Annotated in this window: 40 protein-coding genes; all 40 read left to right on the plus strand. The window is 37.8% G+C overall.

Translation table 11 applies throughout. The features are described from left to right. The first annotated feature begins 7 nt into the window (after positions 1–7). The 40 genes from DKZ56_RS13240 (at position 8) to DKZ56_RS13435 (ending at position 26,085) form a co-directional block, all read left to right on the plus strand. Positions 8–220, plus strand: coding sequence for a hypothetical protein (locus DKZ56_RS13240; RefSeq protein ID WP_208650406.1), 213 nt, complete (start codon positions 8–10; stop codon positions 218–220). Further along, positions 198–800, plus strand: coding sequence for a dUTP diphosphatase (locus DKZ56_RS13245; protein WP_208650407.1), 603 nt, complete (start codon positions 198–200; stop codon positions 798–800). Before DKZ56_RS13240 ends, DKZ56_RS13245 begins: the two co-directional genes overlap by 23 nt. Before the next feature lie 11 nt (positions 801–811). After that, entirely contained in the window at positions 812–1,600 is a 789-nt protein-coding gene (locus tag DKZ56_RS13250; protein WP_208650408.1) for a hypothetical protein, read from the plus strand. Between the two features lie 74 nt (positions 1,601–1,674). Next, positions 1,675–2,094: a DUF1064 domain-containing protein gene (locus tag DKZ56_RS13255; RefSeq protein WP_208650409.1), complete on the plus strand. Its 420-nt coding sequence runs from the start codon at positions 1,675–1,677 to the stop codon at positions 2,092–2,094. Beyond that, positions 2,095–2,295 carry a hypothetical protein gene (locus DKZ56_RS13260; RefSeq protein WP_208650410.1) on the plus strand — a complete coding sequence of 67 codons (201 nt, stop codon included), beginning with the start codon at positions 2,095–2,097 and terminating at the stop codon, positions 2,293–2,295. Between the two features lie 44 nt (positions 2,296–2,339). Next, positions 2,340–2,633: a hypothetical protein gene (locus DKZ56_RS13265; protein WP_245989469.1), complete on the plus strand. Its 294-nt coding sequence runs from the start codon at positions 2,340–2,342 to the stop codon at positions 2,631–2,633. A 42-nt stretch (positions 2,634–2,675) separates the two neighbouring features. Next, on the plus strand, positions 2,676–2,945 hold the full coding sequence (locus tag DKZ56_RS13270) for a hypothetical protein (protein WP_208650411.1): 270 nt from the start codon (positions 2,676–2,678) through the stop codon (positions 2,943–2,945). A 137-nt stretch (positions 2,946–3,082) separates the two neighbouring features. Then, the gene (locus DKZ56_RS13275; protein ID WP_222837118.1) at positions 3,083–3,286 is read left to right on the plus strand and encodes a hypothetical protein; all 204 of its coding nucleotides are present in this window, start codon (positions 3,083–3,085) and stop codon (positions 3,284–3,286) included. Between the two features lie 61 nt (positions 3,287–3,347). Next, complete coding sequence (locus tag DKZ56_RS13280; protein WP_208650412.1) at positions 3,348–3,986, plus strand: hypothetical protein; 639 nt, start codon at positions 3,348–3,350, stop codon at positions 3,984–3,986. A gap of 45 nt (positions 3,987–4,031) precedes the next feature. After that, the gene (locus DKZ56_RS13285; RefSeq protein WP_208650413.1) at positions 4,032–4,208 is read left to right on the plus strand and encodes a hypothetical protein; all 177 of its coding nucleotides are present in this window, start codon (positions 4,032–4,034) and stop codon (positions 4,206–4,208) included. A gap of 99 nt (positions 4,209–4,307) precedes the next feature. Beyond that, positions 4,308–4,715 carry a helix-turn-helix transcriptional regulator gene (locus DKZ56_RS13290; protein WP_208650414.1) on the plus strand — a complete coding sequence of 136 codons (408 nt, stop codon included), beginning with the start codon at positions 4,308–4,310 and terminating at the stop codon, positions 4,713–4,715. Positions 4,716–5,393: 678 nt separating this feature from the next. Next, positions 5,394–5,561, plus strand: coding sequence for a hypothetical protein (locus DKZ56_RS13295; protein WP_208650415.1), 168 nt, complete (start codon positions 5,394–5,396; stop codon positions 5,559–5,561). Between the two features lie 63 nt (positions 5,562–5,624). Next, a complete protein-coding gene (locus DKZ56_RS13300) occupies positions 5,625–6,068 on the plus strand; it encodes a terminase small subunit (protein ID WP_245989471.1) in 444 nt (147 codons plus the stop codon). Then, positions 6,065–7,336, plus strand: a complete 1,272-nt coding sequence (locus tag DKZ56_RS13305; RefSeq protein ID WP_208650417.1) for a PBSX family phage terminase large subunit — start codon at positions 6,065–6,067, stop codon at positions 7,334–7,336. The genes DKZ56_RS13300 and DKZ56_RS13305 overlap by 4 nt, the downstream gene beginning before the upstream one ends. 12 nt (positions 7,337–7,348) lie before the next feature. Further along, positions 7,349–8,779 carry a phage portal protein gene (locus tag DKZ56_RS13310; protein ID WP_208650418.1) on the plus strand — a complete coding sequence of 477 codons (1,431 nt, stop codon included), beginning with the start codon at positions 7,349–7,351 and terminating at the stop codon, positions 8,777–8,779. Beyond that, positions 8,766–9,794 (plus strand): minor capsid protein, encoded by a 1,029-nt coding sequence (locus DKZ56_RS13315; protein WP_208650419.1) that lies wholly within the window; start codon positions 8,766–8,768, stop codon positions 9,792–9,794. The genes DKZ56_RS13310 and DKZ56_RS13315 overlap by 14 nt, the downstream gene beginning before the upstream one ends. Before the next feature lie 129 nt (positions 9,795–9,923). Further along, entirely contained in the window at positions 9,924–10,568 is a 645-nt protein-coding gene (locus tag DKZ56_RS13320) for a phage scaffolding protein (protein ID WP_208650420.1), read from the plus strand. Between the two features lie 26 nt (positions 10,569–10,594). Beyond that, complete coding sequence (locus DKZ56_RS13325) at positions 10,595–11,566, plus strand: major capsid protein (RefSeq protein ID WP_208650421.1); 972 nt, start codon at positions 10,595–10,597, stop codon at positions 11,564–11,566. Between the two features lie 50 nt (positions 11,567–11,616). Then, positions 11,617–11,772, plus strand: a complete 156-nt coding sequence (locus DKZ56_RS13330; protein ID WP_208650422.1) for a hypothetical protein — start codon at positions 11,617–11,619, stop codon at positions 11,770–11,772. A 5-nt stretch (positions 11,773–11,777) separates the two neighbouring features. Beyond that, positions 11,778–12,161 carry a hypothetical protein gene (locus DKZ56_RS13335; RefSeq protein WP_208650423.1) on the plus strand — a complete coding sequence of 128 codons (384 nt, stop codon included), beginning with the start codon at positions 11,778–11,780 and terminating at the stop codon, positions 12,159–12,161. After that, the gene (locus tag DKZ56_RS13340; RefSeq protein ID WP_208650424.1) at positions 12,155–12,517 is read left to right on the plus strand and encodes a hypothetical protein; all 363 of its coding nucleotides are present in this window, start codon (positions 12,155–12,157) and stop codon (positions 12,515–12,517) included. The genes DKZ56_RS13335 and DKZ56_RS13340 overlap by 7 nt, the downstream gene beginning before the upstream one ends. Further along, positions 12,517–13,050, plus strand: coding sequence for an HK97 gp10 family phage protein (locus DKZ56_RS13345; RefSeq protein WP_208650425.1), 534 nt, complete (start codon positions 12,517–12,519; stop codon positions 13,048–13,050). Before DKZ56_RS13340 ends, DKZ56_RS13345 begins: the two co-directional genes overlap by 1 nt. Continuing rightward, positions 13,040–13,462 carry a phage tail terminator family protein gene (locus tag DKZ56_RS13350; RefSeq protein WP_208650426.1) on the plus strand — a complete coding sequence of 141 codons (423 nt, stop codon included), beginning with the start codon at positions 13,040–13,042 and terminating at the stop codon, positions 13,460–13,462. Before DKZ56_RS13345 ends, DKZ56_RS13350 begins: the two co-directional genes overlap by 11 nt. A 4-nt stretch (positions 13,463–13,466) precedes the next feature. After that, the gene (locus tag DKZ56_RS13355; protein WP_208650427.1) at positions 13,467–13,670 is read left to right on the plus strand and encodes a hypothetical protein; all 204 of its coding nucleotides are present in this window, start codon (positions 13,467–13,469) and stop codon (positions 13,668–13,670) included. Further along, the gene (locus tag DKZ56_RS13360; protein WP_208650428.1) at positions 13,670–14,992 is read left to right on the plus strand and encodes a phage tail sheath family protein; all 1,323 of its coding nucleotides are present in this window, start codon (positions 13,670–13,672) and stop codon (positions 14,990–14,992) included. The genes DKZ56_RS13355 and DKZ56_RS13360 overlap by 1 nt, the downstream gene beginning before the upstream one ends. Positions 14,993–15,006: 14 nt before the next feature. Further along, positions 15,007–15,477, plus strand: a complete 471-nt coding sequence (locus tag DKZ56_RS13365) for a phage tail tube protein (RefSeq protein ID WP_208650429.1) — start codon at positions 15,007–15,009, stop codon at positions 15,475–15,477. 57 nt (positions 15,478–15,534) lie between these two features. Next, entirely contained in the window at positions 15,535–15,963 is a 429-nt protein-coding gene (locus DKZ56_RS13370; protein WP_208650430.1) for a phage tail assembly chaperone, read from the plus strand. Positions 15,964–16,222: 259 nt separating this feature from the next. Beyond that, on the plus strand, positions 16,223–16,786 hold the full coding sequence (locus tag DKZ56_RS13375; RefSeq protein WP_208650431.1) for a DUF4352 domain-containing protein: 564 nt from the start codon (positions 16,223–16,225) through the stop codon (positions 16,784–16,786). Positions 16,787–16,848: 62 nt separating this feature from the next. Further along, positions 16,849–18,981: a tape measure protein gene (locus DKZ56_RS13380; RefSeq protein ID WP_208650432.1), complete on the plus strand. Its 2,133-nt coding sequence runs from the start codon at positions 16,849–16,851 to the stop codon at positions 18,979–18,981. 6 nt (positions 18,982–18,987) lie between these two features. After that, complete coding sequence (locus tag DKZ56_RS13385; protein ID WP_208650433.1) at positions 18,988–19,647, plus strand: LysM peptidoglycan-binding domain-containing protein; 660 nt, start codon at positions 18,988–18,990, stop codon at positions 19,645–19,647. Then, the gene (locus DKZ56_RS13390) at positions 19,640–20,602 is read left to right on the plus strand and encodes an XkdQ/YqbQ family protein (RefSeq protein WP_208650434.1); all 963 of its coding nucleotides are present in this window, start codon (positions 19,640–19,642) and stop codon (positions 20,600–20,602) included. Before DKZ56_RS13385 ends, DKZ56_RS13390 begins: the two co-directional genes overlap by 8 nt. Then, a complete protein-coding gene (locus DKZ56_RS13395) occupies positions 20,595–20,975 on the plus strand; it encodes a DUF2577 domain-containing protein (protein WP_208650435.1) in 381 nt (126 codons plus the stop codon). Before DKZ56_RS13390 ends, DKZ56_RS13395 begins: the two co-directional genes overlap by 8 nt. A gap of 4 nt (positions 20,976–20,979) precedes the next feature. Next, a complete protein-coding gene (locus tag DKZ56_RS13400; RefSeq protein ID WP_208650436.1) occupies positions 20,980–21,384 on the plus strand; it encodes a DUF2634 domain-containing protein in 405 nt (134 codons plus the stop codon). Then, positions 21,384–22,439, plus strand: coding sequence for a baseplate J/gp47 family protein (locus DKZ56_RS13405; protein WP_208650437.1), 1,056 nt, complete (start codon positions 21,384–21,386; stop codon positions 22,437–22,439). The genes DKZ56_RS13400 and DKZ56_RS13405 overlap by 1 nt, the downstream gene beginning before the upstream one ends. Then, entirely contained in the window at positions 22,432–23,088 is a 657-nt protein-coding gene (locus tag DKZ56_RS13410; RefSeq protein WP_208650438.1) for a putative phage tail protein, read from the plus strand. The genes DKZ56_RS13405 and DKZ56_RS13410 overlap by 8 nt, the downstream gene beginning before the upstream one ends. A 12-nt stretch (positions 23,089–23,100) precedes the next feature. Beyond that, complete coding sequence (locus DKZ56_RS13415) at positions 23,101–23,406, plus strand: hypothetical protein (protein WP_208650439.1); 306 nt, start codon at positions 23,101–23,103, stop codon at positions 23,404–23,406. Continuing rightward, positions 23,403–24,056, plus strand: a complete 654-nt coding sequence (locus DKZ56_RS13420; protein WP_208650440.1) for a hypothetical protein — start codon at positions 23,403–23,405, stop codon at positions 24,054–24,056. Before DKZ56_RS13415 ends, DKZ56_RS13420 begins: the two co-directional genes overlap by 4 nt. After that, positions 24,057–25,727: a hypothetical protein gene (locus DKZ56_RS13425; RefSeq protein ID WP_208650441.1), complete on the plus strand. Its 1,671-nt coding sequence runs from the start codon at positions 24,057–24,059 to the stop codon at positions 25,725–25,727. Further along, complete coding sequence (locus DKZ56_RS13430) at positions 25,727–25,951, plus strand: XkdW family protein (protein WP_208650442.1); 225 nt, start codon at positions 25,727–25,729, stop codon at positions 25,949–25,951. The genes DKZ56_RS13425 and DKZ56_RS13430 overlap by 1 nt, the downstream gene beginning before the upstream one ends. Continuing rightward, positions 25,948–26,085 carry an XkdX family protein gene (locus DKZ56_RS13435; protein ID WP_208650443.1) on the plus strand — a complete coding sequence of 46 codons (138 nt, stop codon included), beginning with the start codon at positions 25,948–25,950 and terminating at the stop codon, positions 26,083–26,085. The genes DKZ56_RS13430 and DKZ56_RS13435 overlap by 4 nt, the downstream gene beginning before the upstream one ends. The last annotated feature ends 35 nt before the right edge of the window (positions 26,086–26,120 follow it).

The raw sequence follows: 26,120 nt of genomic DNA on the forward strand, positions 1-26,120 counted from the left end.
GATGTAAATGGAGACGTTAAGCATCTATCATAAACGAAAAATTCTTAAAGGTCGAACAAAATGCGAATTAGAAAAGGAGATCGAACGTCACAAGCAATATGGCTATGTAGAGGTAAGTGAAACGAAATATTTCGAATCTGATTCAAAACCATATCAAATTCTAGTCGAAAAACGCTGGTTAGCAAAGGAGAATCGAAATGAATCTACAAAAGTTGTTTGAAGTACAAGCAAAATTAGATAAAAAAATCGTTGAGGAGAAAGGATTACAGGGGCAAGATTTGCTAGATAAAAAGATTCTAGCCTTGCAAGTTGAACTCGGCGAACTCGCAAATTGCTGGCGTGGTTTCAAGTTTTGGAGCCATGACCAAGAGCCGAGAATTGAAAAAAGAACATATAAGACATGCCCATCATGTGATGGTGAATATGTCGATTCATGTTGGGAGTGCGGTCATAGCGGTCAGGTAGTGGATAAAATTATCAATCCACTACTTGAAGAGTTCGTCGATTGTTTGCATTTCATCTTGTCTATCGCAATCGAATTGGGCTATACCGTAGATGATTTATATGTTTGGGATGATGAATTGGTAGGAAAAACAGAAGACATTTTCTTGGAATTGATGTACTGGGTTGTTCTTATCAAATCTAAAGATGAACGCAAAAGAAAAGATGCATTTAGAACTGTATGCTATATCTTTTTCAATATGGCTGAACAAAGACTCGGTTTTACATGGGAACAAATCGAAGAAGCGTATCTAGAGAAAAATCGAATCAATCATCAGCGACAGCTAAATCACTATTGAGGGGTGGTTGTATGAAGAAAAGACATTGGACTCAAGAGGAAATCGATTATTTAGAAGTTAGTTGGGGCACTGTATCGCTACCCGGGATATGCAAAAAGTTAAATCGTACAGAAAACAGCGTAAAGGTGAAAGCGTATAAGTTAGGGCTTGGCGATCCAATTAAAGCCTTCGACGGAATTACAATCTGTGAATTAGCAAAAACAATAAAAGTTAACTACAGCATTATGAAAAATTGGGAAGAAAAATATGGTCTACCTGTTATGTATAAACGTTTTACTAAAGTAAAAAAAGTCAAAGTCATCAAATACAAAGATTGGTGGAAATGGGCAGAGAAAAACAAACAAATGATTGATTTTAGTCGATTTGAGAAGGGGGATTTAGGTCCCGAACCAGATTGGGCGGAAGAAAAACGCAGAGCAGACCATCGTAAAAAGATGTACGTGCCAAAACCACATAATACGCCATGGAGTAGCAGGGATGATAATCTGTTAAAACACATGGTCGAAAAAGGTTATACGTATCCAGAGATATGCGACCAGCTGCAACGAACACATGGAGCGGTTAAACGTAGATTGCAAGACTTGGGAATTAAATACCGTCCAGCTTATCTTGATAATCACAGGCCTTACACGCAAAAAGAAATTGACTACATCCTCGAAAGTATGAAAAAAGGAATCAGTATACAAGAGATATCCCGTCACTTAAAACGCAGCGAAGCTGGAGTAAGAGGGAAGTTGGAACGGATGGGGTATAAGTTTAGAAATGGCGTTCCGCATTTGGATGAAAAACAAATTAGTTAAATGTAAGTTTGCTGATGAGAGTTTTATCAACTCTTTATCAGCACTCTAATCAAGCGAGTGCCAAGGAGGGCGACATGGCAAAAACAAAATACAAAAACAAGAAAGTAGTAGTGGATGGAATCGAGTTTGATTCTGCACTGGAAGCAAGATATTACAAACATTTAAAACTATTAAAAGCGCAAGGTATCGTAATAGATTTCGAGTTGCAACCAAAATACACATTGTTAGATAGTTTCAAGAAAAATGGTAAGACATTTAGAGCTATCACTTATAATGCAGATTTTGAAGTTTACTATACCGATGGACACGTTGAAGTGGTGGATGTAAAAGGAATGGTCACACAGCAATTCGAGTTGAGGAGAAAGCTTTTTGAGTACCGTTATCCGTATGAGCTAAAAGTCATAACGTATTCAAAAATTGACGGCGGATGGATAACCCATGACGAGTTGAAAAAAGCCAGAAAAGCCCGTAAAAAGGCCAAAAAGGTGATTTGAATGGCGGTTATCAACAAAGAAGTACGATTAACAGCATTGGAAAGACAGAAAATGCTTTACGATTTGCATTGTAAACATTGCATCAACTGGAATGAGCGAAATAATGTGAAATATTGTCCGGGTTGCGCCATTTGGGATGAGTTTTTGAAGATTGGCGAAGTGTTAGATAACACAATCAGCGATAGAGAAGAAAGTGCTTAGTGAACAATTGACACATAGTGCGACAAAGGAAAGGAGAATAACAAATGAGCAATATAACAGCTTTGAAGTTCTTTGAATTTATCGAGCCATACTACGCTTTGATTAAAGCAAAAGATTACGAAGAAGCTGTAAAAAAGTACATCGAAGTGGTTGCTGGCGAAGAAGATGAATTTGATGAGCTATTAAAAGAATGTAAATTAGTACCGGAACTTTATGCAATTGTGAAATTTTCGCAAGCTGTTGGTGAGGATGGAAAATTAAGTGATGTAGAAGAAATTGTAGAAGTTTTAGAAAGTGACGAACCAGAAGTATTGTTAATTGATGGTTGTTTATTGTAAGTAGCATTTTGACACATTGAACGACAGAAAGGAAGTAGAAAAATGAATATTGTACCAAAGAAATTTAAATGTATTGAATGTGGAAAAGAAACTTATGGTTATTATTCAATCTGTAGTTGTGGTGCTGAATTTTCATATAAACCAATTAATCGTGAGCATTACAAATGTTATTTAAACGGAAAATTTTACGGTAGTGGCGACTTAAATTACATGAGAGAACTTTTTATTGATTATGTTATTGCTCATAAAATGTACAACAAAAATGAGGTTGATTTTAAGATAGTCAAAGTGCAAGAAGAATTAACGGTTTAATGCACATTCCGAAGAATTTGTGACCATATCGAAGATTATTCAATTAACGATTTTGAGAATAAATTAACAAAAATTAATGCGTAGTACGAAGATTAAGTGACAAATGAATCAAAGTTCGAAATAAAGGAGAGATAATAATGAATTGTAAGTTGCTTTATTATGTTAGTCCGAAAGACAATTTTGAAGCGGATGGCAGGATTTTTCTAAAGGGTGAAAAATATCCAGTTTACGATGTAGACGGAGATTCTTTATTAATAGCAGAAAATGGAGATTTCCGTTTCACTAATCAGTTAATGAAGCAAGTTATTGAAGAATGGGAATTAGAAGTGACGGAAATTTAATGTCACACTTCGAAGATTAAGTGACAAATGAACGAAATTGTGTAATGAGTGGTAGATTGATATGGAAAAGTTTTATTTACCAACAAAAGACGTTTTTGATAGATATGAGCCAAGAGTTGCTTTTAATTTAATACACAGATATCACGAACGGATGACAGAAAAACACGATTGGTTTGTAAGAGAATTTGAAGGGGATTCGTATTATGTAGATGGGGAATTGCCTATTGTACCTTGGGCAGAAATAATTAATTGCAATTGGACACAAGATAAATGGTACAAAGAACCGTTTAGTTATTATTATAATCCGAATGAAAATGTAATTTATAAAGAATTTAGAAACATGACAGCTCTTCTTTTTCCGAACGATGCTTATGGGGAGAACAAACATGTTGTGAAGAAAATGAGAGGTAATGATATATATTTTATGTATTACAAAGAAGGGTGGGGCGGATGTAGTGCATTGTGGGATATAGATAATAATTGGATTCAATTTATAACTAAAGATGATATTTGGATGGATTACTATCAAGGTAAATTAAAACGTGGAAGATTTATGTTTCAAGAATCAGTAAAATCATTTGATCAATATGAGTTAATTCCAATCTTAAGAAAGATGAACGCTAAGAAATTTAATGGATTTTATGATGAATTTGTTAATTATGTTGTTGAACTATTTGATGTGAATCGGACACAAATATAGTCACACTTCGATGAAAATGCGAAATAAAAAAGGGGGCATCGATTAATGTTTCTTGCGCTTATGTTTATTGTTGCGGAGCAAAACGGTATACCGCAGTTAATCGACAATAAATTCTATACATCCGAAGTATGGGCGAGAAAGCGATTAGAACGTTTGAAAAAGTCTAACCCAGACTTTAACTACTTTATCGCATACGCAGATTCGTTTAAACGGTTAAGTTGATGTCGTAAACAAAAAGCTGCGGCCACACATTAACAACCAGCCGCAGCTTGCCCTCATAGCTAACAACTCAACTCTATTATAGCATGGGAGGGCAAACAGATGGGCAAAGGGCAGATTACGAAAGAAAAGTTAGAACAATGGATTAAAGACTATCGTTGGATGATTAATACAGTCGAAGAATTACAAAGCGAATTAGACTTCAAAGGGGCAAAAATAGCGCAGTACGGTGTTGAAGCCAGTTTGCCGAAAGCGGCTGGAAGTACAGGTGATGTGGTGTTCTCGGAAGTGTTGCGCCGGAACAAACACTTAAAACGAATCAATGAATATATTTTTAAAATTCAAGAAGTGCAAAAACGAGTTGATAAAGTAACAGAACCAAGAGAAGCAGAAGTATTGTATTGGCTCTTAGAAGGTAAATCAATGCGTTGGATTGGGCAGCACATGGCTTTAAGTCATGTATCTATTAAAAACATCAAAGAATCGATTATCGAAAGTATGTTGAAATAGTGTATTTCCAAACTTACCAAATTTAACACTTTTAACAAAGGTGACAGCTATTATTTTCCAACTGTAAAATATGAGGTAGGTCCGGGGCGGCGTGGAAAACCGCTTCGGCATTTCAAAAATACACGAATAACACAATTCGTAAAGTTGGTCAATGAAGCAGTCGGCGTGGAAAACCGGCTGCTGAATACATATGAGACAGTGGCGGAAAGGGAAGACGCTTAGACGTAAGACGAGCTACGCTTCGGTGCCAAAGGCATGGCGTAATGGGAGGCTCGACTCTAATAAGAACCAGAGCGGAACGCAGTTTGACCGCGTACCCGTCGATAAATGCTCGTCATGCAAGGTTCGAATCCTTGCCTGTCTCGCCATTTTGCGGTTGGGACTACGAATTCGTGGGCCTAACCTATCGCTCATCCACCTAGTTGTGGAAGGAGAATGCTGGTTGCTCATAGAGTAAACGGCCTTTTGAAAGGCGATTTAAATCACAACGCCGTTGACCGTCGGACGATCAATATCGACTGACAAATGGTCTCGGCGTTGTATTTTTATACTTTGAAACCTGCACCAAACATCCGCATTCACCGATTGGCATGTGTAAATCCTCCTCTTATTTCGTTTTTTTGTTTGGTGCGGATTTGAGAGTGTAAACGGACTATCGCAAAAAAAGAAGGTGAGAACATGCAATTACATGAGCGATTAAATGAACAGACAAAACAAAAGTTGAATGAATTGAAAAAACAAAATAAGCATAAAACCGAACAGTATTCGAAGCGTGAAATACTTGAATTGATGGGCGTAAATAGACCAACATACAAGCGTGTGCGCGGGGCGATTCGGAGGAAATAAATTTAGCATCCTTCGGGGTGTTTTTTAATTTTACCGAGCAATTAGCGTAATGGGGTGATGCCATTGAATGTAAGGAAATTAACGCCGAAACAACAAGCATTTGCTGACTATTACATCGAATTAGGTAATGCTACACAAGCAGCGATCAAAGCAGGATATAGTAAACGTTCGGCAAGACAGATAGGTGAACAAAACTTGTCAAAACATGACATTAAAGCTTATATCGATGCTCGAATGAAAGAATTAAAGTCACAACGTATAGCAGATCAGCAAGAAATATTGGAAACATTGACATCTGTTTTGCGTGGCGAAGCAAGAGCTGCAACATTAGTCGGAGTTGGTGGGGGTGAAGAAGAAATTAATACAGAAATGCCGCCAACTATGAGCGAACGAATTAAAGCGGCTGAACTACTTGGTAAACGTTACGCCATGTGGACAGATAAACAAGACGTTAATGTGCAAGGTGCTGTAACATTCGTGGATGATATAAGCGGTGATGGCGAATGACTGTCATAAGACTATCAGAATTATTGCCAAAAGCATTTCATTCGGTGTGGAAAGCTACTATTAACCCAAATATATTAAACGTGGTATGCAAAGGTGGACGTGGTTCTGGTAAATCCTCAGGTATTGCTCATATAATTGTCCAACTACTCATGCGTTACCCCGTTAATGCGGTGGGTATAAGAAAAGTTGACAATACTATCGAACTATCAATCTTTGAACAAATGAAATGGGCCATAAACGAACAAGGTGTGGCACATTTATTCAAGATTAATAAATCTCCAATGCGAATCACATACATTCCTAGAGGGAATTATATGGTATTCCGTGGAGCGTTAGAGCCAGAGCGTATTAAATCATTAAAAAGTGCTAATTTTCCATTTGCCATTGCTTGGATTGAGGAATTAGCTGAGTTCAAAACAGAAGATGAAGTTACAACCATTACAAACTCTTTATTGCGTGGAGAGTTGAGTAATGGTCTTTTTTATAAGTTCTTCTATTCATACAACCCTCCAAAGCGAAAACAATCATGGGTTAATAAAAAATACGAATCGGCATTTGTTCCTGAAAATACATTTGTTCATCACTCAACTTACTTAGATAACCCATTCATTTCAAAACAGTTTATTGAAGAAGCAAATGCAGCTAAAGAACGAAATGAATTACGTTACAGATGGGAGTACTTAGGCGAGGCAATCGGTTCTGGTGTCGTACCATTTGATAACTTGCACATCGAAAAAGGATGCATAACTGATGAAATGGTGAAGAACTTTGATAACATACGAAATGGTGTTGACTTTGGTTATGCAACGGATCCATTAGCTTATGTTCGTATTCACTACGACAAAAAGAGGAATGGTATCTATATCTTTGACGAAATATACGGTGTGAAAATGAGTAATAGAGAGTTTGCTAAGAAACTACACGATAAAGGGTATCAATCAGATGAAATATTCGCTGATTCAGCAGAACCCAAATCAATCGATGAACTAAAGCATGAGCATGGAATCAAACGAATCAAAGGTGTTAAAAAAGGTCCTGACAGTGTTGAATACGGTGAACAATGGTTAGATGATTTAGATTTTATTTGCATTGATCCGTTACGTACACCAAACACAGCTAGAGAGTTTGAAAATATCGATTATCAAACGGATAAAGATGGCAATCCTAAACCGCGTTTAGAAGATAAAGATAACCACAGTATCGACGCAACACGTTATGCAATGAGCGAGGATATGCGTTCTAAGAAACGCATGCAAGTTTTGCGTTAAAGGAGGTTAAAGATGTTTGAAAAAACACATACCGACGAATTAATTCGATATATAGAACAAAATGCACCGACACCATCCGAGATTATTAAAGAGCTCTTCGATTCGTTCGACCCATCACACATGCACGAAGGCGTTCGATACTATAAAGGTGAATCAGACATCTTAAACAGAAAAATATACTCTTACGAAGATGGCGTAAAAGTGATTGATACGGAAGCTACTAACGAAAAAGTGGTTTCGGGATTTCATAAAATCTTGGTAGACCAAAAGACAGCTTACTTAGTCGGTGAACCAATGGTCTTTGGTAGTCGAAGTGATAACCAAGAACACCTAGATTTACTGCAAGAACTCATTGGCGAACGGTGGGAAGATACAATACCTGAATTAATCAAGGGTGCAAGCAACAAAGGTTTAGAATGGCTACATCCTTTCGTGAATGAAGAAGGCGAATTTGATTACATGATAATTCCAGCGGAACAATTAATTCCGATTTACGACTATTCGAAACGTAAAAAGTTGGTTGCTGCTATTCGATTCTATCAACTTGATGATAATATAACAAAATTAGAGTTATGGACTTCTGATGATGTGACCTACTACGAAATGATTAACGGACAGATTTATTTAGATGCAACTGTTGAAGTGAATCCAGCACCGCATTTCACAGACGTAGAAGGCGTGGAATGGAAGTCATGGGGACGCGTACCGTTCATCAAATTTGCCAACAACGAAGAAGAATTAAGCGATTTACATTTTTACAAATCTATCATCGATGCTTATGATCTATTAGTTTCTGATGCACAGAACACATTGTCGGATATGCAGTCACTTGTATGGGCGCTCGTTGGCTATGAAGGCGAAAAGCTCGATGAATTCATGGCCAATCTGAAACGCTATAAAGCAATCAAACTAGATACCGATGGCGATGTAAAAACAATCAGAGCAGAAGTACCAGTGGATTCATACAAAACACAAATTGACATCCTAAAAGAAAACATTTATGCATTTGGTCAAGGTGTAAACCCTTCACCTGATATCATTGGCGATGCTCCTTCAGGTGTGGCATTAACAAACCTTTATTCATTATTAGACATGAAAGCTAGTATTCTCGAACGTAAATTCACATTAGCTTTACGTGAGTTTATGTGGTTCGTCGGGGAATATGTGAGACATGCGAAACTTGGCAATCTTGATTATCGAGATATTACATTCACATTCAACAAAATGTTACTTACAAATGAGTCTGAAATTATTGACATGGCTCAAAAATCGCAAGGTATCATTTCTCAAACAACGATCCTTGAAAATCATCCTTGGGTTAAAGATGTGGCCCAAGAAATGGCCCGAATTGAAGAAGAACGACAAAAGGAAATGGAATTGTTTGATAACTACAACACTACATTCAACCAGCTGAATGGCGGTGGAGTAGATGACCAAGAGTAGGGAGTATTGGCGTAAACGCTTTGAATTACTGGAAGATGCACAAACTCGAAAAGCTGAATCGTATTACAGGGACTTAGAAAAAGCGTATATTCAAACAATGCGAGCTATTGAAGCAGATATTCTCAAATGGTACAACCGATTCGCTAAAAACAATGAAATCACACTCGAAGAAGCAAAAAGACTGTTAAAATCTGATGAATTAAGAGAGTTTCGTTGGACTGTTGAGGAATACATTAAATATGGTCAAAAGAACGCTATCAATCAACAATGGATGAAGCAACTTGAAAATGCATCTGCAAGAGTCCATATAAGTAGATTAGAAAGTTTGCGGATACAACTTCAACAACACATAGAAAAGCTCTATGGTGGTCAAATCGAGGGTTTTGAGCGACTAATGAAAGAAATATATCAGGACCAATACTATAACACGATATTTGAAGTGCAAAAAGCCTTTAGCGTTGGGTTTACTTTGCAAGCTCTCGACGAACGAGTATTAGCAAAAGTCATTAGTAAACCATGGACAGCCGATAACCTAACGTTTAGCGCTCGAATTTGGCGTGACAAAAACTTACTTCTCGATACATTACACAAAGAATTAATACAAGCTTTTGCTCGTGGAGAAGGGCCTCAACGTGTAATTTCAGTCATTCAAAATAAAATGAACACATCTCGCGCAAACGCTGCTCGATTAGTTCAAACCGAGCAAGCGTTTTTTAGTGCTTCGGCACAGAAAGAAGCGTTTAAAGAATTGGATGTAGAACGCTATGAAATCGTAGCAACATTAGACAGTAGAACATCGGAAATCTGTCAATCTATGGACGGAAAAGTGTTCAAAATGAGTGAATATGAGCCTGGAGTAACAGCGAGTCCTTTCCATCCGAGATGTAGAACGACGACTGCTCCATATTTCGATGATAACTTTGGCGAAAGGTTTGCGTGTAATCGTGATGGTAAGGTGATTTACATTCCAAGCAATATTAAATATTCAGAGTGGAAAAAGAGATTTGTAGTTTAATCTTGACCTGAGCATGTCGTTAAACTGCTTATTTATTTTGCCCTTTTTAAAGGTTTGAGGGTTAATCAAACGGATTCCTTTAGCGAGAGGTGTAACTCGTTAAAAAACATTAAAAGGAGAGGAAAAAACATGGATTTAAAAGAGTTATTAGGTGAAGAACTATATACACAAGTTATGGAAAAGATTGGGGACAACAAGATTGACATTGTATCAAACGGGAATTGGATTCCTAAACAAAAGTTTGACGATCTAAATACAACGGTTAAGGATTTAAAGCAACAACTTAAAGACCGAGACGCTCAACTTGAAGATTTAAAAGCAAAAGCTGCTGGCAACGATGAATTAAAAGCACAAATTGAAGAATTGCAAGCTAAAAATCAGCAAATTCAAGAAGAATATGAAACTAAAATTCAACAGCAGCAATTCGACTTTGCACTTGAAAGCGCGCTAAGGGATGCAAAGGCGAAGAATCCAAAAGCTGTTAAAGCGCTATTAAATACCGAAGCTATTAAACTGGTAGATGGTCAGTTGGTCGGTTTAGAGGAGCAAATAAAATCCTTAAAAGAAACTGATGACTATTTATTTGTTCCTGATGGGTTGAAAGGAAAAACGCCTCCTGGAGCCCAAAATCCAACAGGTAATAACAAACCAAATCCATTCAGCAAAGAACATTTAAATTTAACTGAACAAGGAAGATTAATTCGAGAAAATCCAGAACAAGCAAAACAATTAATTATCCAAGCTGGAGGAAACCCAACGCTTTATGGACTATAAAAATAAATTAAAGGAGATGTGTAAATATGGCAGTAACAAGAGTTTCAGATATTATTATTCCTGAAGTTTTTAACCCTTATGTTATTAATACAATCGAAGAGCAAAACGCATTAATTCGATCCGGAATTATGGGGCCTGTACCAAATGTAACTGTTCCTAATGGCGGTACTATGGTAAATATGCCTTTCTGGAACGATTTAGAAGGAGATCCAGAAGCGATTCAATCTGACTTTGCGTTAACTCCTGAAAAAATCACAGCAGGAAAAGACGTGGCACGTATATTCGAATTTGGTAAAGCGTGGAGTTCAGAAGACTTGGCAGCGGAATTAGCTGGTTCCGATCCAATGAGAGCTATTGCTAGTCGTGTAGCGGGTTATTGGACACGTCAACAGCAACGGATTTTATTGAAAATGCTAGACGGGGTATTTGGTGATAATGCAGCAAATGACAACGGAGATTTAATTCTTGACGTTTCTAAAGAAGATGGAACTGGCGGAACAGCTAGTGGAGAAGTATTTATCGACGCTGCTCAATTACTTGGAGATGCAAAAGAAAAATTCACTGCAATTGCTGTTCATTCTCGTGTGCATGCTAACTTACAAAAAGCACAATTAGTTGAATATCTGCCAGAAAGCACAATTGACATTGGTTTCGGTACTTACCAAGGTAAAACCTTAATTGTGGACGATAGCTTACCCGTTATTGATGGTACTACTAGCGGTAAAAAATACACGTCTTACTTATTCGCTTCTGGAGCTGTTGGTTATGTTGCAGGAAGTCCTAAAGTTCCTACTGAAACAGACCGTAACACATTAAAAGGTGAAGACATTTTAATTAACCGCCAAAAATTCATTATGCACGTTCGTGGTTTCCGTTGGACTGAACAAGCAGTGGCGGGTGAAATGCCAACGCTTGCAGAAATCGGAAATGCAGCAAACTACGACCGTGTTTATGATCCGAAGAAAGTTCGTGTCGTAAAAATCGTCACGAACGGATAAGGTTAGGGATTATTCCCTAGCCTTTTTACTTTATGTAAAGGAGGGGTTACATGGGAGCAACAACGTTTTATTTGCTTGAAAAAGAGCGAAAAGAGCGATTGGAAAAAGAAAAAGTTGTATCAAAAGAACAATTCAATGATACGGCTGTTAAGAAGAAAGAGCAGCCAAAAAGAACTTCTAAATCGAAATCAAAAGAAAGTGAGTGATTCGCATGTTGAACAAAGTAAAAGAGCGATTAAACTCACTGAAAGTACCTATTTCGGATGAAGAAGACACTTTATTAAACTTTTCTATCGACAAAGTAACAAATCATATTAAAACACAAACGAATCAACAAGAAATGCCAACCGAATTAAACGAAATCGCAATCGATATGGTGGTCGGTGAGTTCCTTTACCTAAAAAAGAGTATGGGGCAATTAAACATTGAAACTATTGACTTTTCCCCAATCGCTAAGCAAGTGCAAGATGGTGATACAAATGTAATTTATGCTATTGGTGCAGAGGACACGCCGGAGGCACAATTTAATGCTATGGTAGAATATTTACAGCATAAAGACTATGATTTTACGAAATTTAGGAGGCTAACATGGTAAGTCCACGAAGAAAAGCCATCCAAAGTTTGTATCGTGGCACTTGCACGGTGAAAGTGTGGGAAGAGTATAAAGATCCAATAACAAAAATCACGAAACATCAAGAAGTAACGAAATTCGAAAACGAACCTTGTAAATTGTCTTATGTAAAACAAACAACAGCTTCAAGCGATGGAGGTCCTGCTATAATTTCTCAAACTATCAAGCTATCTCTAGCACCCGAATTAGAAATACCTGCTGGAAGCAAAATTATTGTTACACAAGACGGAGTGACAAAAGAATTTACAAGAAGTGGCGAACCAGAGGTACACATGGACCATCAACATATAACGCTTGAGTTATTTAAGGAGTATGCATAATGGCTAGGCGATGGGGTAAAGTTGATTATCGACAATTGAAAAAGTTGCAGGAACGAATGCAAAAGCTTGAAAAGGCTGAATTGGAAAAGTTTTGCGAGGCTATGGCGAAGGAATTGGCTGCTAGAATGTTAGCAAAAGTTATTAAAAGGACACCTGTTGCAGACCCTTCAAAATGGAAAAAGCCTGTTAAAGGTTATGTTGGTGGTACATTACGTAGGGGTTGGACAGCCGGAAAACAACATTGGACTGAAACCGAAGATGGAAAAACAAGAATAAAAGGAATAGGTGGTAAAACCGGTTTTGCTCAATCCATGACTGTTACGAAAAAAGGTAACATTTATGAGATTGATATTATAAATCCGGTGCATTACGCGAGTTACGTGGAGTATGGACATAGGACATCTAACCACCAAGGCTGGATTCCGGGTCACTTCATGATGACGATATCTGCAGATGAATTACAAAAAGATGCACCAAAAATTATTGAAAAGAAACTTGTTAAATTGTTAGGAGATGCGATGAATGGAAATTAACGATATCATAACAGCCATCTCTATTAAACTAAATCAAGTCTTTGGAGACGAATATCGAATATATGCTGACGACATACCGCAGGGCTTTGAAGCACCCGCTTTTTTAATTCTCTTTCTGAACTTAGAGAATATCCGACAAATCGGTGGACGATGGCGTGTAAATACACTATTTAACATTCAGTATTTCCCGAGAAACGGGCGCACAGAGGCTTCGAATGCGGCGTTGAAGGTACAACAAGCGTTAAAAGAAATAACGTTGTTAAATGGCACTGTAATGCTTGGTACTAACGGGAATACCGAAATTGTAGATGGCAACGCACACAACTTTATTAATTTTAATTTTTATTTACAAGAAATCGAGTACGTACCGTTTATGGAATCTCTTGAACATCACCTAAACACGAAAGGGTGAAAATATGTCTACTAAAAACATAACAAAGACAACAAAAACGAAAAAAGAAAATAAGAATCCAAAATTTACAAAAGAACAATTATTACGAAGCGAGAAATACGCTAATTACCAAGACGCTTTAAGCGCACTATTAAAAGATGGCAAAACGTACACACATGAGCAAGTCGATGAAATTTTAGAGAAATTCTATAAAGGAGGCAACAAATAGTGGCATTAGGTGGAGGAATTTTCTTAACTCAAAACAAAGTACTTCCGGGCGTTTATCATAATTTCATTTCGGCAGCTAGAGCATTCGTGAATCTATCTGATCGCGGATATGTCGGTTTACCAATCCAACTAGATTGGGGTCCAGATGGCGAGGTATTTACGGTGACAGTTGAGGATTTACAAAAAGATTCACGTAAAATTTTTGGTTATGACTATACAGATTCGAAACTTAAAGGTATTCGAGATGTATTTAAAAATGCAATCACTGTTTACTTTTATAAACTGGCTGTGAATGCAGCCGCAGCACAAAATGATTACGCAACAGCTAAATATAAAGGTGCACGAGGAAACGACATTAAAATCGTTATTCAAGCAAATGTGGATGAGCCAACTAAGTTTGATGTTCAAACGTTATTGGATAACGTTGTCGTTGACGAACAAATTGCTGTAGCCAGTGCAGGCGAATTAGTCGATAATGACTTTGTTATTTGGAAAGACACTGCAACGCTACAAGAAACTGCCGGCACTCCATTATCAGGCGGTTCAAACGGCGATGAAATCACAGGCGGAGCGCACCAAGAGGCGTTAGATGCTCTTGAAGCTTATGGATTTAATACTCTTGGTTGTTTATCTGATGATCCAATTATCAAGTCGCTTTACATTGAATATACAAAACGGTTACGTGACCAAGTCGGAGCTAAATTCCAGCTTGTAGGGCATAAATTAGGAAATGCAGACCACGAGGGTGTTATAGACGTACAAAACGATGCTATTGGTGAAGATGAAGAAGTATTCGGAGCAGTTTATTGGGTGGTCGGTGCTCAAGCGGGTGTGGCAGTTAATAAATCCAATACAAACAAAAAATACGATGGTGAATTTACATTAGATATGTCTGAGACACAAACACAACAACAATTAACAGCATTACTAAAAGCAGGAAAGTATGTATTCCATCGTGTTGGTGAAGAAATTCGCGTACTTGAAGATATCAACACATTTACATCGTTTACAGTTGATAAAAACGAAGATTTCAGCATGAACCAAGTGATTCGCGTATTAGACCAAATTGCAATTGATACGGCAAATATCTTTAATAATCGTTATCTTGGTAAAGTGCCGAATGATAAAGCGGGGAGAATATCACTTTGGAATGACATCGTAAGACACCGTCAGGAATTACAAGCATTACGGGCATTAGAAAACTACGATAAGGAAGCTTTAACTGTAGAACAAGGTAATTCTAAAAAATCAGTTGTTGTGAATGAGGTTGTTGTGCCGACAGTAGCAATGTCACAACTTTACATCACAACAACAGTAGCGTAAGGGGGTAATTGATTATGGCAGAAACAATGCATGCGAGAGATGCGATACACGGAGCTCAAGGCGAGGCTTTCGTAACAATCGAAGGTACTCGCTATAATTTTGCTCAATTAATAAACCTTGAAGCACGAATGGAGAAAACGAAAACGCAAGTTCCTATTCTCGGCAAAACAGGTAAAGGTAATAAATCGACGGGATGGGAAGGTACTGGGAGCGCTACATTCCATTTCAACACATCTATTTTCCGTCAACTTCTCTACCGCTATAAAGAAACTGGAGAAGATATTTATTTCGATGTGCAAGTTACTAACGAAGATCCTAGTTCGAACGTTGGTAGTCAAACAATCATTTTAAAAGATTGTAACCTTGATGGAGGAATCATTGCATTAATTGATGCGGATGCGGAATATCTTGAAGATTCGTTTGATTTTACATTTGAGGATTGGGAATTAGTTGAAAGTTTCTCCATACTCGATGTAATGCAATAAAAGTAAAGTCCACTTCGGTGGGCTTTTTTATATTAAAAATTCAGGAGGCTGACATTAATGAGTAACTTACAAGCTTTCTTTGCACAGAACGTTGAAAAAGTCGATATCGTCGAACGTGTAGTATCGAAACGATTTAAAGATGAAAACGGGAATCCGATTCCTTGGAAGTTTGGGGCGATTACCGCTGATGTAGATACAGCTATTCGTCGAGAGTGTACTAGACGAGTGCCCGTTCCAGGTCGAAAAGGTGTAACAATGCCAGAAATCGACTTCGAACTCTATTCATTAAAAACAACAGTAGCAACAATTAAATTCCCAGACTTAAATAACGCTGAATTACAAAGCAGTTATGGCGTTATGGGAGCTGAGGCATTATTACAAAAGATGTTACTTCCAGCAGAATTAACTGAAGTAAAGAAAATCGCTCAAGAGGTCAATGGTTTTGATGTTGACATGAACGACCTAGTGGAAGAAGCAAAAAACTAATTTTAGACGGTGATAGCGATGCGAATATAGCGCACTACGCACTGCATAAGCTAAAGCTGTTGCCGTCACAGTATTTAGCTTTGGATAGATATGAGAAAGCCTTCATTATCGCTTCTATTCAAGTGAAAATTGAAGCTGAGAAGGAAGCTAGAAAAGAAGCTGAACGGAAATCTAAAGGCGGTAAGGGTAAACGTAGAAAAAGAAGGTAGAAATTCAACTCCCTTTTATGTATATTTATGGGTAGGGAGGGAAATATAATATGAAGAAAATTTTAAAATTTGGTTGTGGAGGACTTGTTACTTTATTTGTTCTATTAGTTATAATCGGTTTCTTAGTTGGCGATAGCGAACAAAGTAATACTGATTCAAATAACAAATCTAACAATGTTCAGACAGAACCTGTTGTTGAAGAGACTAAAAATGTAGGTATTGGAGAGGAACTAACTGTAAATAAAGTAACTTTTAAAGTGAACTCTCTAAATGAAGTTAATGAAATAAGTGCAGCAAATGGATACATGAAATATACACCTGATGCAGAAGGTGCTGTATTTTTAAATGTAAATGTAACAGTTCGTAATGATGGCAATGAAATGATTCAAACAGATTCAAGTTTTTTTAAATTAAAAACTTCTACTGGTGCAGAGTATTCGCCGTCAACTATTATTGTAGCTGATGATAAATATTTCACATTTGAAGGTATTAATCCAGGATTAGCGCTTACAGGTAATGTAGTATTCGAGGTTCCGCCTGGATTAACTGGGTTGGATTTACAAGTACAAACGGGTTTCTGGGGAACTGAAACAGGAATTATTAATTTAAATTGATGTAACGAAGCCACTAATTAATAGGTGGCTTTTTATTATGCCTAAAAAGGCGGTGATAAGAGATGACGACTATTAAAACTAGCATCATGGTCCATGACATGATGTCGCAACAATTCCGGGCAATGAACATGGCGATGGCGACTGTTATTGATAGTTTTCAAACATTGCAAGATTTATCCGGAAAAGCTGTTGATGTGTCTGCATTAGAAGCAGCGCAAAGAGAATTGCAACAGGTTGAAGCTAATTTTAATCAGATTGAAAATGAAATTAGGCAAGCTGAAAACGCACAAAATGAATTTAATAAAAGCGTACAGAATAGTGATAACTATGCAAAAAAACTATTAGGTACTATAGGAAGTATCGTCGGAACTTATTTGACTTTAAATGCAATCGGAGATGCAATAAGCATATCTGATGAAATTGCAAATAGTAAAGCTCGTCTAGAATTAATGAATGACGGGTTACAAACAACAGCCGAACTGCAAAATATGATTTACCATAGCGCGCAACGTTCATATTCTTCTTATTCAGATATGGTTGATATCGTAGGTAAACTTGGAAATAATGCACGCGACGCTTTCGAAAGTACTGCAGAAGTAGTCGCTTTTGCAGAATTGCTACAAAAACAATTTAGTATTGCTGGTACCGAAGCGACAGAGGCTGCAAATGCTAGTTTACAATTAACTCAAGCGCTAGGTTCAGGTGTTCTGCGTGGTGACGAGTTAAACTCAATCTTCGAGCAAGCGCCTACCATCATTCAAACGATTGCTGATTATCTTGATGTGCCGATTGGTAAAATACGCGAGATGGCAGCAGACGGTGAAATCACTGCAGAAATCGTAAAATCGGCAATGTTCGCAGCAGCTGATGATATTAATAAAAAATTTGAAAGTATGCCTTTAACGTTCGGACAAATTTGGACAAGTTTCAAGAATGAAGCGTTATGGGCGTTTCAAGATGTTTTAGCATACATGAATGAAATAGCAAACAGTGAAAAATTTCAAGAATTCGTTAATCGTGCTAGTCAATCATTATACGTGATAGCGCAATTGACTTTAACATTTTTACATGGCTTAGCATCTCTTGGTGCGTTTGTATACGACAATTGGGCCATAATAGAACCTGTTTTAACTATAGTAGGTTCAGCTTTATTAGCGTTAGCTGCATATTTTACTATTGCAAAAATTGCTGCAATGGAATTTACATTTGCTCAATGGAATTTAAACGCGGCTATGGCAGCCAACCCGATTGGAGTTATTATAGGGGCTTTAATCTTACTAATAGGTTTATATTTTGCGGCGATAGAAGTAGTGAATCATTTTACGGGCGCGAATATTAGCGCTGTCGGATTAATAACTGGGGCATTCGCGTTCATGTATTCTGTTTTCTACAACGTGATTGCTTATATGTTGAATTTGGTCGTTTCATTCGCTGAGTTTTGGATTAATATATGGCGTAATCCGGTTTACACAATAAAACGTTTCTTTGCGAATTTAGCAAACAGCGCAATCGACATGGCAACATCGATGATCGGCTCGTTCGATAGTGTTGCTACAAATCTTGCGAATATGTTAATTGCTGCTGCTAATAAAGCAATTGAAGGGATTAACTGGATTATAGGAGCACTAAATCAAATACCGGGGTTAGACATTGGTAAAGTCGGTAAATTTAGTGCGAGAACATCAATCAAAGCGGATTATAGCGGTTTAAAAAAGCGTATCAACGATTGGGTCGGAGATATGCCAGAAACGTATATCGAGCTTCCGAGACTTGAGTATATGTCTCCGCTTGATAATGCAGTGAATGCATATAACTGGGGAGCGAATCTATTTAGTGGTTTTGATTTAGATATCCAAAATCAAGAGAGTTTTAACATGGAAAAATATATGAAAGACATCTTAAACTCGGTAAACGGCTTAGGCGATGCAATCGATGCAGGTAACGGATCCGCAAAAGATACAGCTGGCAATACAGGAAAATTGGCTGACAGCGTGGATTTATTAGAAGAAGATATGAAATACTTGAGAGATGCAGCAAACGCCGAAGCAATCAATCGCTATACAACAGGTAATATCACAATTGATATGAGCGGAATGCAGAACAACATCAATAGTGAGCTGGATTTAGATGGAATCGTAGATAAATTAGTAGCAAAAACAGAAGAAGCGCTTGATGCATTGCCGGAGGGGGTGTAATAGGGAATGTATAACTTCTTCTTAGACGGGGTACAATTCCCCGTTGCACCGAAAGAACTCACTTTAAAAATCAACAACAAAAATGAAACTTTGACATTAATTGATGACGGCGAAGTCAATTTATTGAAAAAAGCGGGTCTTACCGAAATAGAATTCGAGATATTACTTCCGAACGTAAAATATCCATTCGCTGTTTATCCGAACGGGTATCAACCTGCATCGTACTACTTAAACAAACTTGAACAGTTAAAAATTAATCAGAAACCATTCGTTTTTATCGTCAACAGAATGAAACCAAACGGAACATTTCTTTTTGATACAAATATGCTTGTATCTTTAGAAGATTACGAGATTCAAGAAGATGCAGAAAACGGTTTTGATGTCATTGTACCAATTCGATTAAAACAGTACCGACCTTGGGGAACGAAAGTTTTAAAAGCGCAAAGTGCACCGCAAACGCAAGTTAAGTCTGTAAAAATTGAAAAACAGCGTGATACAAGCACGAAAACAATTCCTAAAACTTATACAGTAAAATCGGGAGATACACTATGGGCTATCGCCAAAAAAGAATTGGGTGACGGCTCAAAATACACGGAACTAGCAAAATTGAACAATATTAAAAACCCGAATCTCATCTATCCGGGGCAGGTGTTAAAACTTGGCTAATGTTGAATTAATCATACAGAACGGAAACAAAATTCAACAATGCGTTGTCGAGGAAGGTGTCACTTGGGAGACACAGCGGCGCAAAGCAGCGGGGAAATTGACATTTACAGTCTTGAAAGATGAGGCGTTAGGATTTCAAGAAGGCAATCCAGTCATTTTTAAATATAACGGAAACAAAATATTTTACGGTTTTGTGTTTACAAAAGAGCGTCAAAACAACGACAAAATTAAAGTGACTGCTTACGATCAATTACGTTATTTAAAAAATAAAGATACTTATGTATTTACGAATAAATCGGCTGTGCAAATCTTAAAAACGATTGCAGCCGATTTTAATTTGAATTTCGTTAGTGCAGATGACACGAAGTATTACATCCCAACGTTGACGGCCGATAACAAAGAACTGTTTGAAATTATTCAAATGGCGTTGGATGAGACGACAGCCAACACGGGCGAAGTGTTTGTGTTATACGATGAGTTCGGGAAATTAATATTAAATAATATGAAAGACATGCGTTTGAACATTTTAATCGACGAAGAAACGGGCGAAAGCTTTAATTATACAACGAGCATTGACAATGAAACTTATAACAAAATAAAACTCGTTTATGAAGACAAAAAGAACGGAAAACGAGAGATTTATATTGCTCAAGACACCAATAACATCAATAAATGGGGAGTATTACAGTATTTTGAGACCATTCAAGAAAGTGCGAATGGAAAACTAAAAGCTGACACATTGCTCAAACAATTTAATCGTAAATCTCGTAAACTCTCAGTAAATAAAGTGTTTGGGGATGTACGTGTACGTGGTGGCTCCGTTTTACCAGTCGCGTTATATCTTGGTGATATAACCGTAGCAAATTACATGGTGGTTGAAAGTGTTAAGCACACATTTAATGAATCTTCGCACACGATGGACTTGCAATTGATTGGCGGTGAGTTTATTGCGTAATGTTAACGACTTAGTAAAGTTGATTAAAAAGGCAGCGGTCGAAGCAGTAAACGCATCAGATCCGACAGCAATTAGATATGGAGAAGTTATCAACGAAAATCCATTACAAATTCGAATCGACCAGAAGTTAATTCTTGGAGAAGCGCAATTAAAACTCACTCGAAATGTCACGGATTTTGAAGTTGACATGACGATGAATCACGAAACAGAGAGTGCAAGCGGTGGAAGCGGATATTCGGAATTCGCTCCGCACAAACATGAATATAAAGGTCGAAAAAAATTTCTAGTGCATAACAGTTTAAAAAATGGCGAAAAAGTGCTGCTCATACGTATGCAAGGTGGTCAGCAATATATCGTGGTAGATAGGGTGTGATAACGTGTTACCACAAACTAACAACGATTTATTAAATGATTTCGAAGAAGTACAACAACCGTCAAAAACTTATCGAATCGACTTAGAAAAAAATCGTATTGTTGGCTATGTCGACGGCAAGGAAGCGATTAAGCAATTCATCTATAAAACTCTTTCTACCGAAAGATACGAGCATATCATTTATTCTTGGAACTACGGGGCAGAACTCGCTAAATTATTCGGACAACCAATTCCATATGTTTACAGCGAGATAAAAAGATTAATTACAGAAGCATTGACACAAGACGACAGAATTACAAGTGTCAACGCTTTTTCTTTTGGCCATAAGAAGAATAAAGTGTTTGTCTCGTTTGTTGCCCATACAATTTACGGCGAAGTTGACGCTTCTTGGGAGGTGAAAATTGCGTAATGTTTGAGAACATAACCCCGGAACGTTTGTTAGAAGAAGCACTTAGTCAAGTGCCGAATGATATTGACAAGCGAGAAGGTTCGATTATTTATGATGCGTTGGCTCCGCACACAATTCAGTTGTACCAACTCTATCTCTCGATGGAATCATTAATTAACGAAATGTTTGGCGATACAGCTTCGAGGGAATTTTTAATACGGTTATGTTTGGATCGTGGTATAACACCAAAACCTGCCACGCATGCAATACTAAAAGGAGAATTTAACATCGATATTCCGATTGGTTCAAGGTTTTCGCTTGATGAATTGAATTATGTTGCTAGCAAACGAATATCACAAGGTATATATGAAATACAATGCGAAACAGCTGGATCCATTGGGAACACTCGGTTTGGCACGCTTATTCCAATTGAATATATTGATGGACTTCAAAAAGCAGAACTAACCGAATTGCTTGTACCAGGAGAAGATGAAGAAAGTACGGAATCTTTAAGAAAAAGGTATCTCGAAAGTTTTGATTCCAAAGCATATGGCGGAAATCGAAAGGATTATAAGGATAAAGTACACGAGTTACAGGGTGTAGGTGGTGTTAAAGCGGTACGTTTCAGGGATGGAATGCACAATGTATTGTTAGTAGTCATGGATTCACAGTATCGAACACCTTCACAATCATTACTAAATGATTTGCAAACTGTCATTGACCCAGAAGGTAACAAAGGTGAAGGGTTAGGAATAGCACCGATAGGCCACGTAGTAAAAATTGAAGGTGTCATTGAAGTACCTGTTAATATTACACTCAACATTACTTACGAAGAAAGCTATGCATGGGAGGATATTGAGCTTGAAGTTCATCAAGCGATTGACGATTACTTCCTTGAACTCAAAAAAACTTGGGAAGATTCAGAGCAGCTTGTCGTTCGCATCATACAAATTGAAACTAGAATTTTAGAAATTAATGGTGTCGTCGATGTGCAAAATACATTATTGAATGGAGCGCCTGAAAATTTAATTTTAGGCATATTCGAAATACCTGTAAGAGGTGAGGTAAGTGGATAATTTCTTATCACATGAAATAGATGTATCTACTTTACAACCTCCTACTGTTAAAGATTTAAAAGATTTCGAGGAAATTGCTAATGTCGAGAACAAAAACTTCAATAAGGTCCGGATGCAAATTATTGACATATTCAATAACAGGTTCGTGCATCTAGCGAATGAACAAGGTATCGCTCGATGGGAGAAGATGCTCAAGATTCAACGCAGACGTACTGACACCTTAGAAGAACGAAGGCAGCGGGTTTTAGCAAAGATTAATAATAAACTCCCTTATACCATGAGGACTTTAAAGCAACTTTTAAACTCCCTATGTGGGGAAAACAATTATGGCCTTTTTCTCGATCCAGAAGAGTTTGAACTACATTTAGAACTTTATTCAAAAATTAATGATGTACTTAATTTGAAAAACACTCTTGAAGCTATGATACCTTTGAACATCTGGCTTCATTTTGTTTACGCAATTAAAGTACCTCCTATTAAAATTGCAGCTCGAAAACACATCTACCCAGTTGATTATCCAATAACCAACGTCGCAATCAGCAATAATGACGACGTTGGTTTTGTTGGTTCAAGTAATGTTGAAATACCGGTTAGCGAAAAGAAATATCGAGTGGTCTATCCGATTACAGGCATGGCATTTTCCTATTAAAGGAGGGGTTTTATGCAAATACATGAACGATTGATGAATGTTTTTTATCAAGCGTTATTAGAAACCATTCGAAAAGCGCGCTTTACAATCGATGGTGTCGAAAGAGACTTTGATATTTTTCGTACGGAACGAATGGGGAATATCTTACGAGTGATGTTTTATTTAGATGATTATAGTGGTCCAGTAACACATGCTACACTTTTGGATAAGGACGACGTGATTTTAATTAGCGGTACAACTAATTTCCATAAAGAAAACGATGGATTTATGTATGTGTTCGACATACCAATTATCCCTGAAGGTGGTGTGGCTCCATGATTAAAAAAATCGAACCTTATGAGCTAATAAATTTCGTTGATCACATTTTACAAATTGATGAAAATGGAAATTTTATTCCAGTCATTGATGAAAAAACCGGTAAGCAAAAGGTTAATCCAATTACAGGTGCACCGGTGTGGAAAGCCCTGCAAGAAGGAACGCGCCATAATGCAAAAGTGATGGGGCATTTAGACAAGAATATTCAACTCAACCGTGAATACTTAATCGCTTTCCAACGCCAATTAAAAAGCATCATCGCCCAACTCGAACTCAACGGGCGTGTCCCGAGCGCAAACGGGAATTTTTTAGATGCGTTTGATGGCTCGCCGTCCCGGATAAAGTTGTTAAATGAAGCCACGCACGTCAAAGCGGATATTTCAGCGGGCACAAACGTTGCGGTCAGTGTTATCGATGCCAGCCAGTTCAACGCATTTACTTATGCCACGATTTTCGACGGCACCAACTACGAAGACGTCTACATCACAGCCGTGGACACAAGCGCCAACACGATCACTGTGCAAACGATGGCGCATGATTATGTCAAAGGCGCTATCATCGCTCGGAGTACGGCGGTTGTCGACACAGAAACTCAAGAAATGCTTGTCGGCCCACATACGGTCTATGAAGTTGAGTTAGTGGAGGTGGTGTAGGTGGTTAAGTACTATTACGATAAGTATACTTCAATTGTAAAAAAAACTCCTATTTGGCATGAACTTAGTACTACCTATGCTAGTTTTTATGATTTAAGACTTTATAAAGGCTACACTAATTCTAGTCCTTCTGTGTGGGGGTTAATAAATCCTTTTGTTCCTGAAGATTTTGTAGATATAAATACTGCTGGGTATAGAGTTACCGCCAACGGACAACAATTAGAAAAATTCACTGCTAAATCAGCAGGATATGCAAATACACATATAGAGGCAACTGTTCAATATGCTCTTATAAATGAAGCTTATAATACTTATTCAAGAGGAAGTTTAGTACAATCAAATATTATTGCAGAAAATGGAACTTACCCCGATAATGGTACACATACCGATGGGTATTGGTATGTGAAAAAGGGATTAGCAGACAATCCACCAACGACACCATCAACTATTTCAGTTGCAGGCTCGTTTAAAACAGGCGAAACTGTAACGGTATCATGGGGAGCTTCAATGGACCCAGACGGTGATGTAATTACTTATGGTTTAGAAGTATCTATAAATGGTGGAAACTATACGCAAATTTATAGCGGAGCAAATCGTAACTTTTCTTATACTATTCCAAACGGCACGACAAAACTCGCTTTTCGCGTGAGAGCATACGCTAATGGTGCTTATTCCGGCTATCAAACAAGCCCAACTTATAATGTAAAGTCAAACTCATTACCGATAGTAACACTAAATATCGAAAATAATTTAACACTATACGAAAACGACACACTCACAATCGCCGGCTCCGCATACGACAGCGACGCTGACCAATCGGTTACTGTTTACTATCAAATCAATGATAGTCAACGTAAAGTTTTAGCAACAAACTTATCGCAAACGACAATAACGTTTAATAAGCAGTTAAAATTTTCTGGTGGTGTACTGTACGACGGAGACACAGCAGTGTCTAGCGCTTTGACGGACGGTGTCGCTTATACACTCAAAGTCTGGGCGGTGGATTCGGACGGTGCACAGTCGGAAGTACAAACACGGACATTCTATGTGGTGCCAAATCGAGCGCCAACACTAACACTTGATGAAGTGGTACCAAGTGGAATAATCGATTCGGATAAATTCACAATTAGCGGACAAGCCGGCGACCCGGATGCCAATGCGAATATTAAAGTGAGCTACCGAATTAACAACAATAATAGTGTCGAAGTGTACAATGGCCCTGGCGATGCATTTAGCTTTGATGTTATGCTTGGCCAGTTAAATGTCGGCCAAAATACAATTACCATAGAGGCAGCCGATAACTATGGTGCGAAGTACACTAAAACAATCAAACTGAATAAGAAAGAAGTCAAAACACCTTTATTGCAGTCCACTGCTCGGTACAAAATCGAGCCTCCAAGTGGCAGCGCAAAAGGTGTTTTATTATGGATCCAGCGCCATAAAAACTTGCAAATTGATATAAAAATCAACATGACGCTTAAAGGTGAGCCAGAAAATTTTGTATCTATGAGTCTTGAAAATACAGCACCAGTGGATAATGACATCGTGGAAGATGAATTCTTCTATGAAGTAGATGATTCTGTAGACAACATCATCTTACAAATTGATATGACGCGCTCATCTATTGATGTAGATGATTCCATTAAATTGATAAGTGGGGTGCTTGAGTAATGGCTATTGTACGTAGAAAACGACTTCCAGACGGTAGCTTTGGGGAGCCTGAGAAAATTGGGGGAGGCTTAACTACAGATGAAATGGTCGCTGCACTCGGTATACAGCTAGCCCAGGAAAAACTAAACAATATTCAAAAAGACGCAAGCATCAACACATTGGGTGCCGAAGTTGCGTCTTTAAAATTGCAAATTTTACAAATGAAAGGTAGTGAATCACGATGAATTTCTGGAAACTTGCGTACAAAATGAATTGGGTAACTGCCGAGCAATTACGGTTGGCCGTGAAAACTGAAAAAAATCCTTATGGTGAAATCACACCGGAGCAGTACAAGGAAATCACCGGAGTTGATTTCTAATGATGGATTATTTCGCCACACTTACACCGTAGCCC

It is taken from the genome of Ureibacillus thermophilus, assembly GCF_004331915.1.
GTDB classification, from domain to species: Bacteria; Bacillota; Bacilli; order Bacillales_A; family Planococcaceae; genus Ureibacillus; species Ureibacillus thermophilus.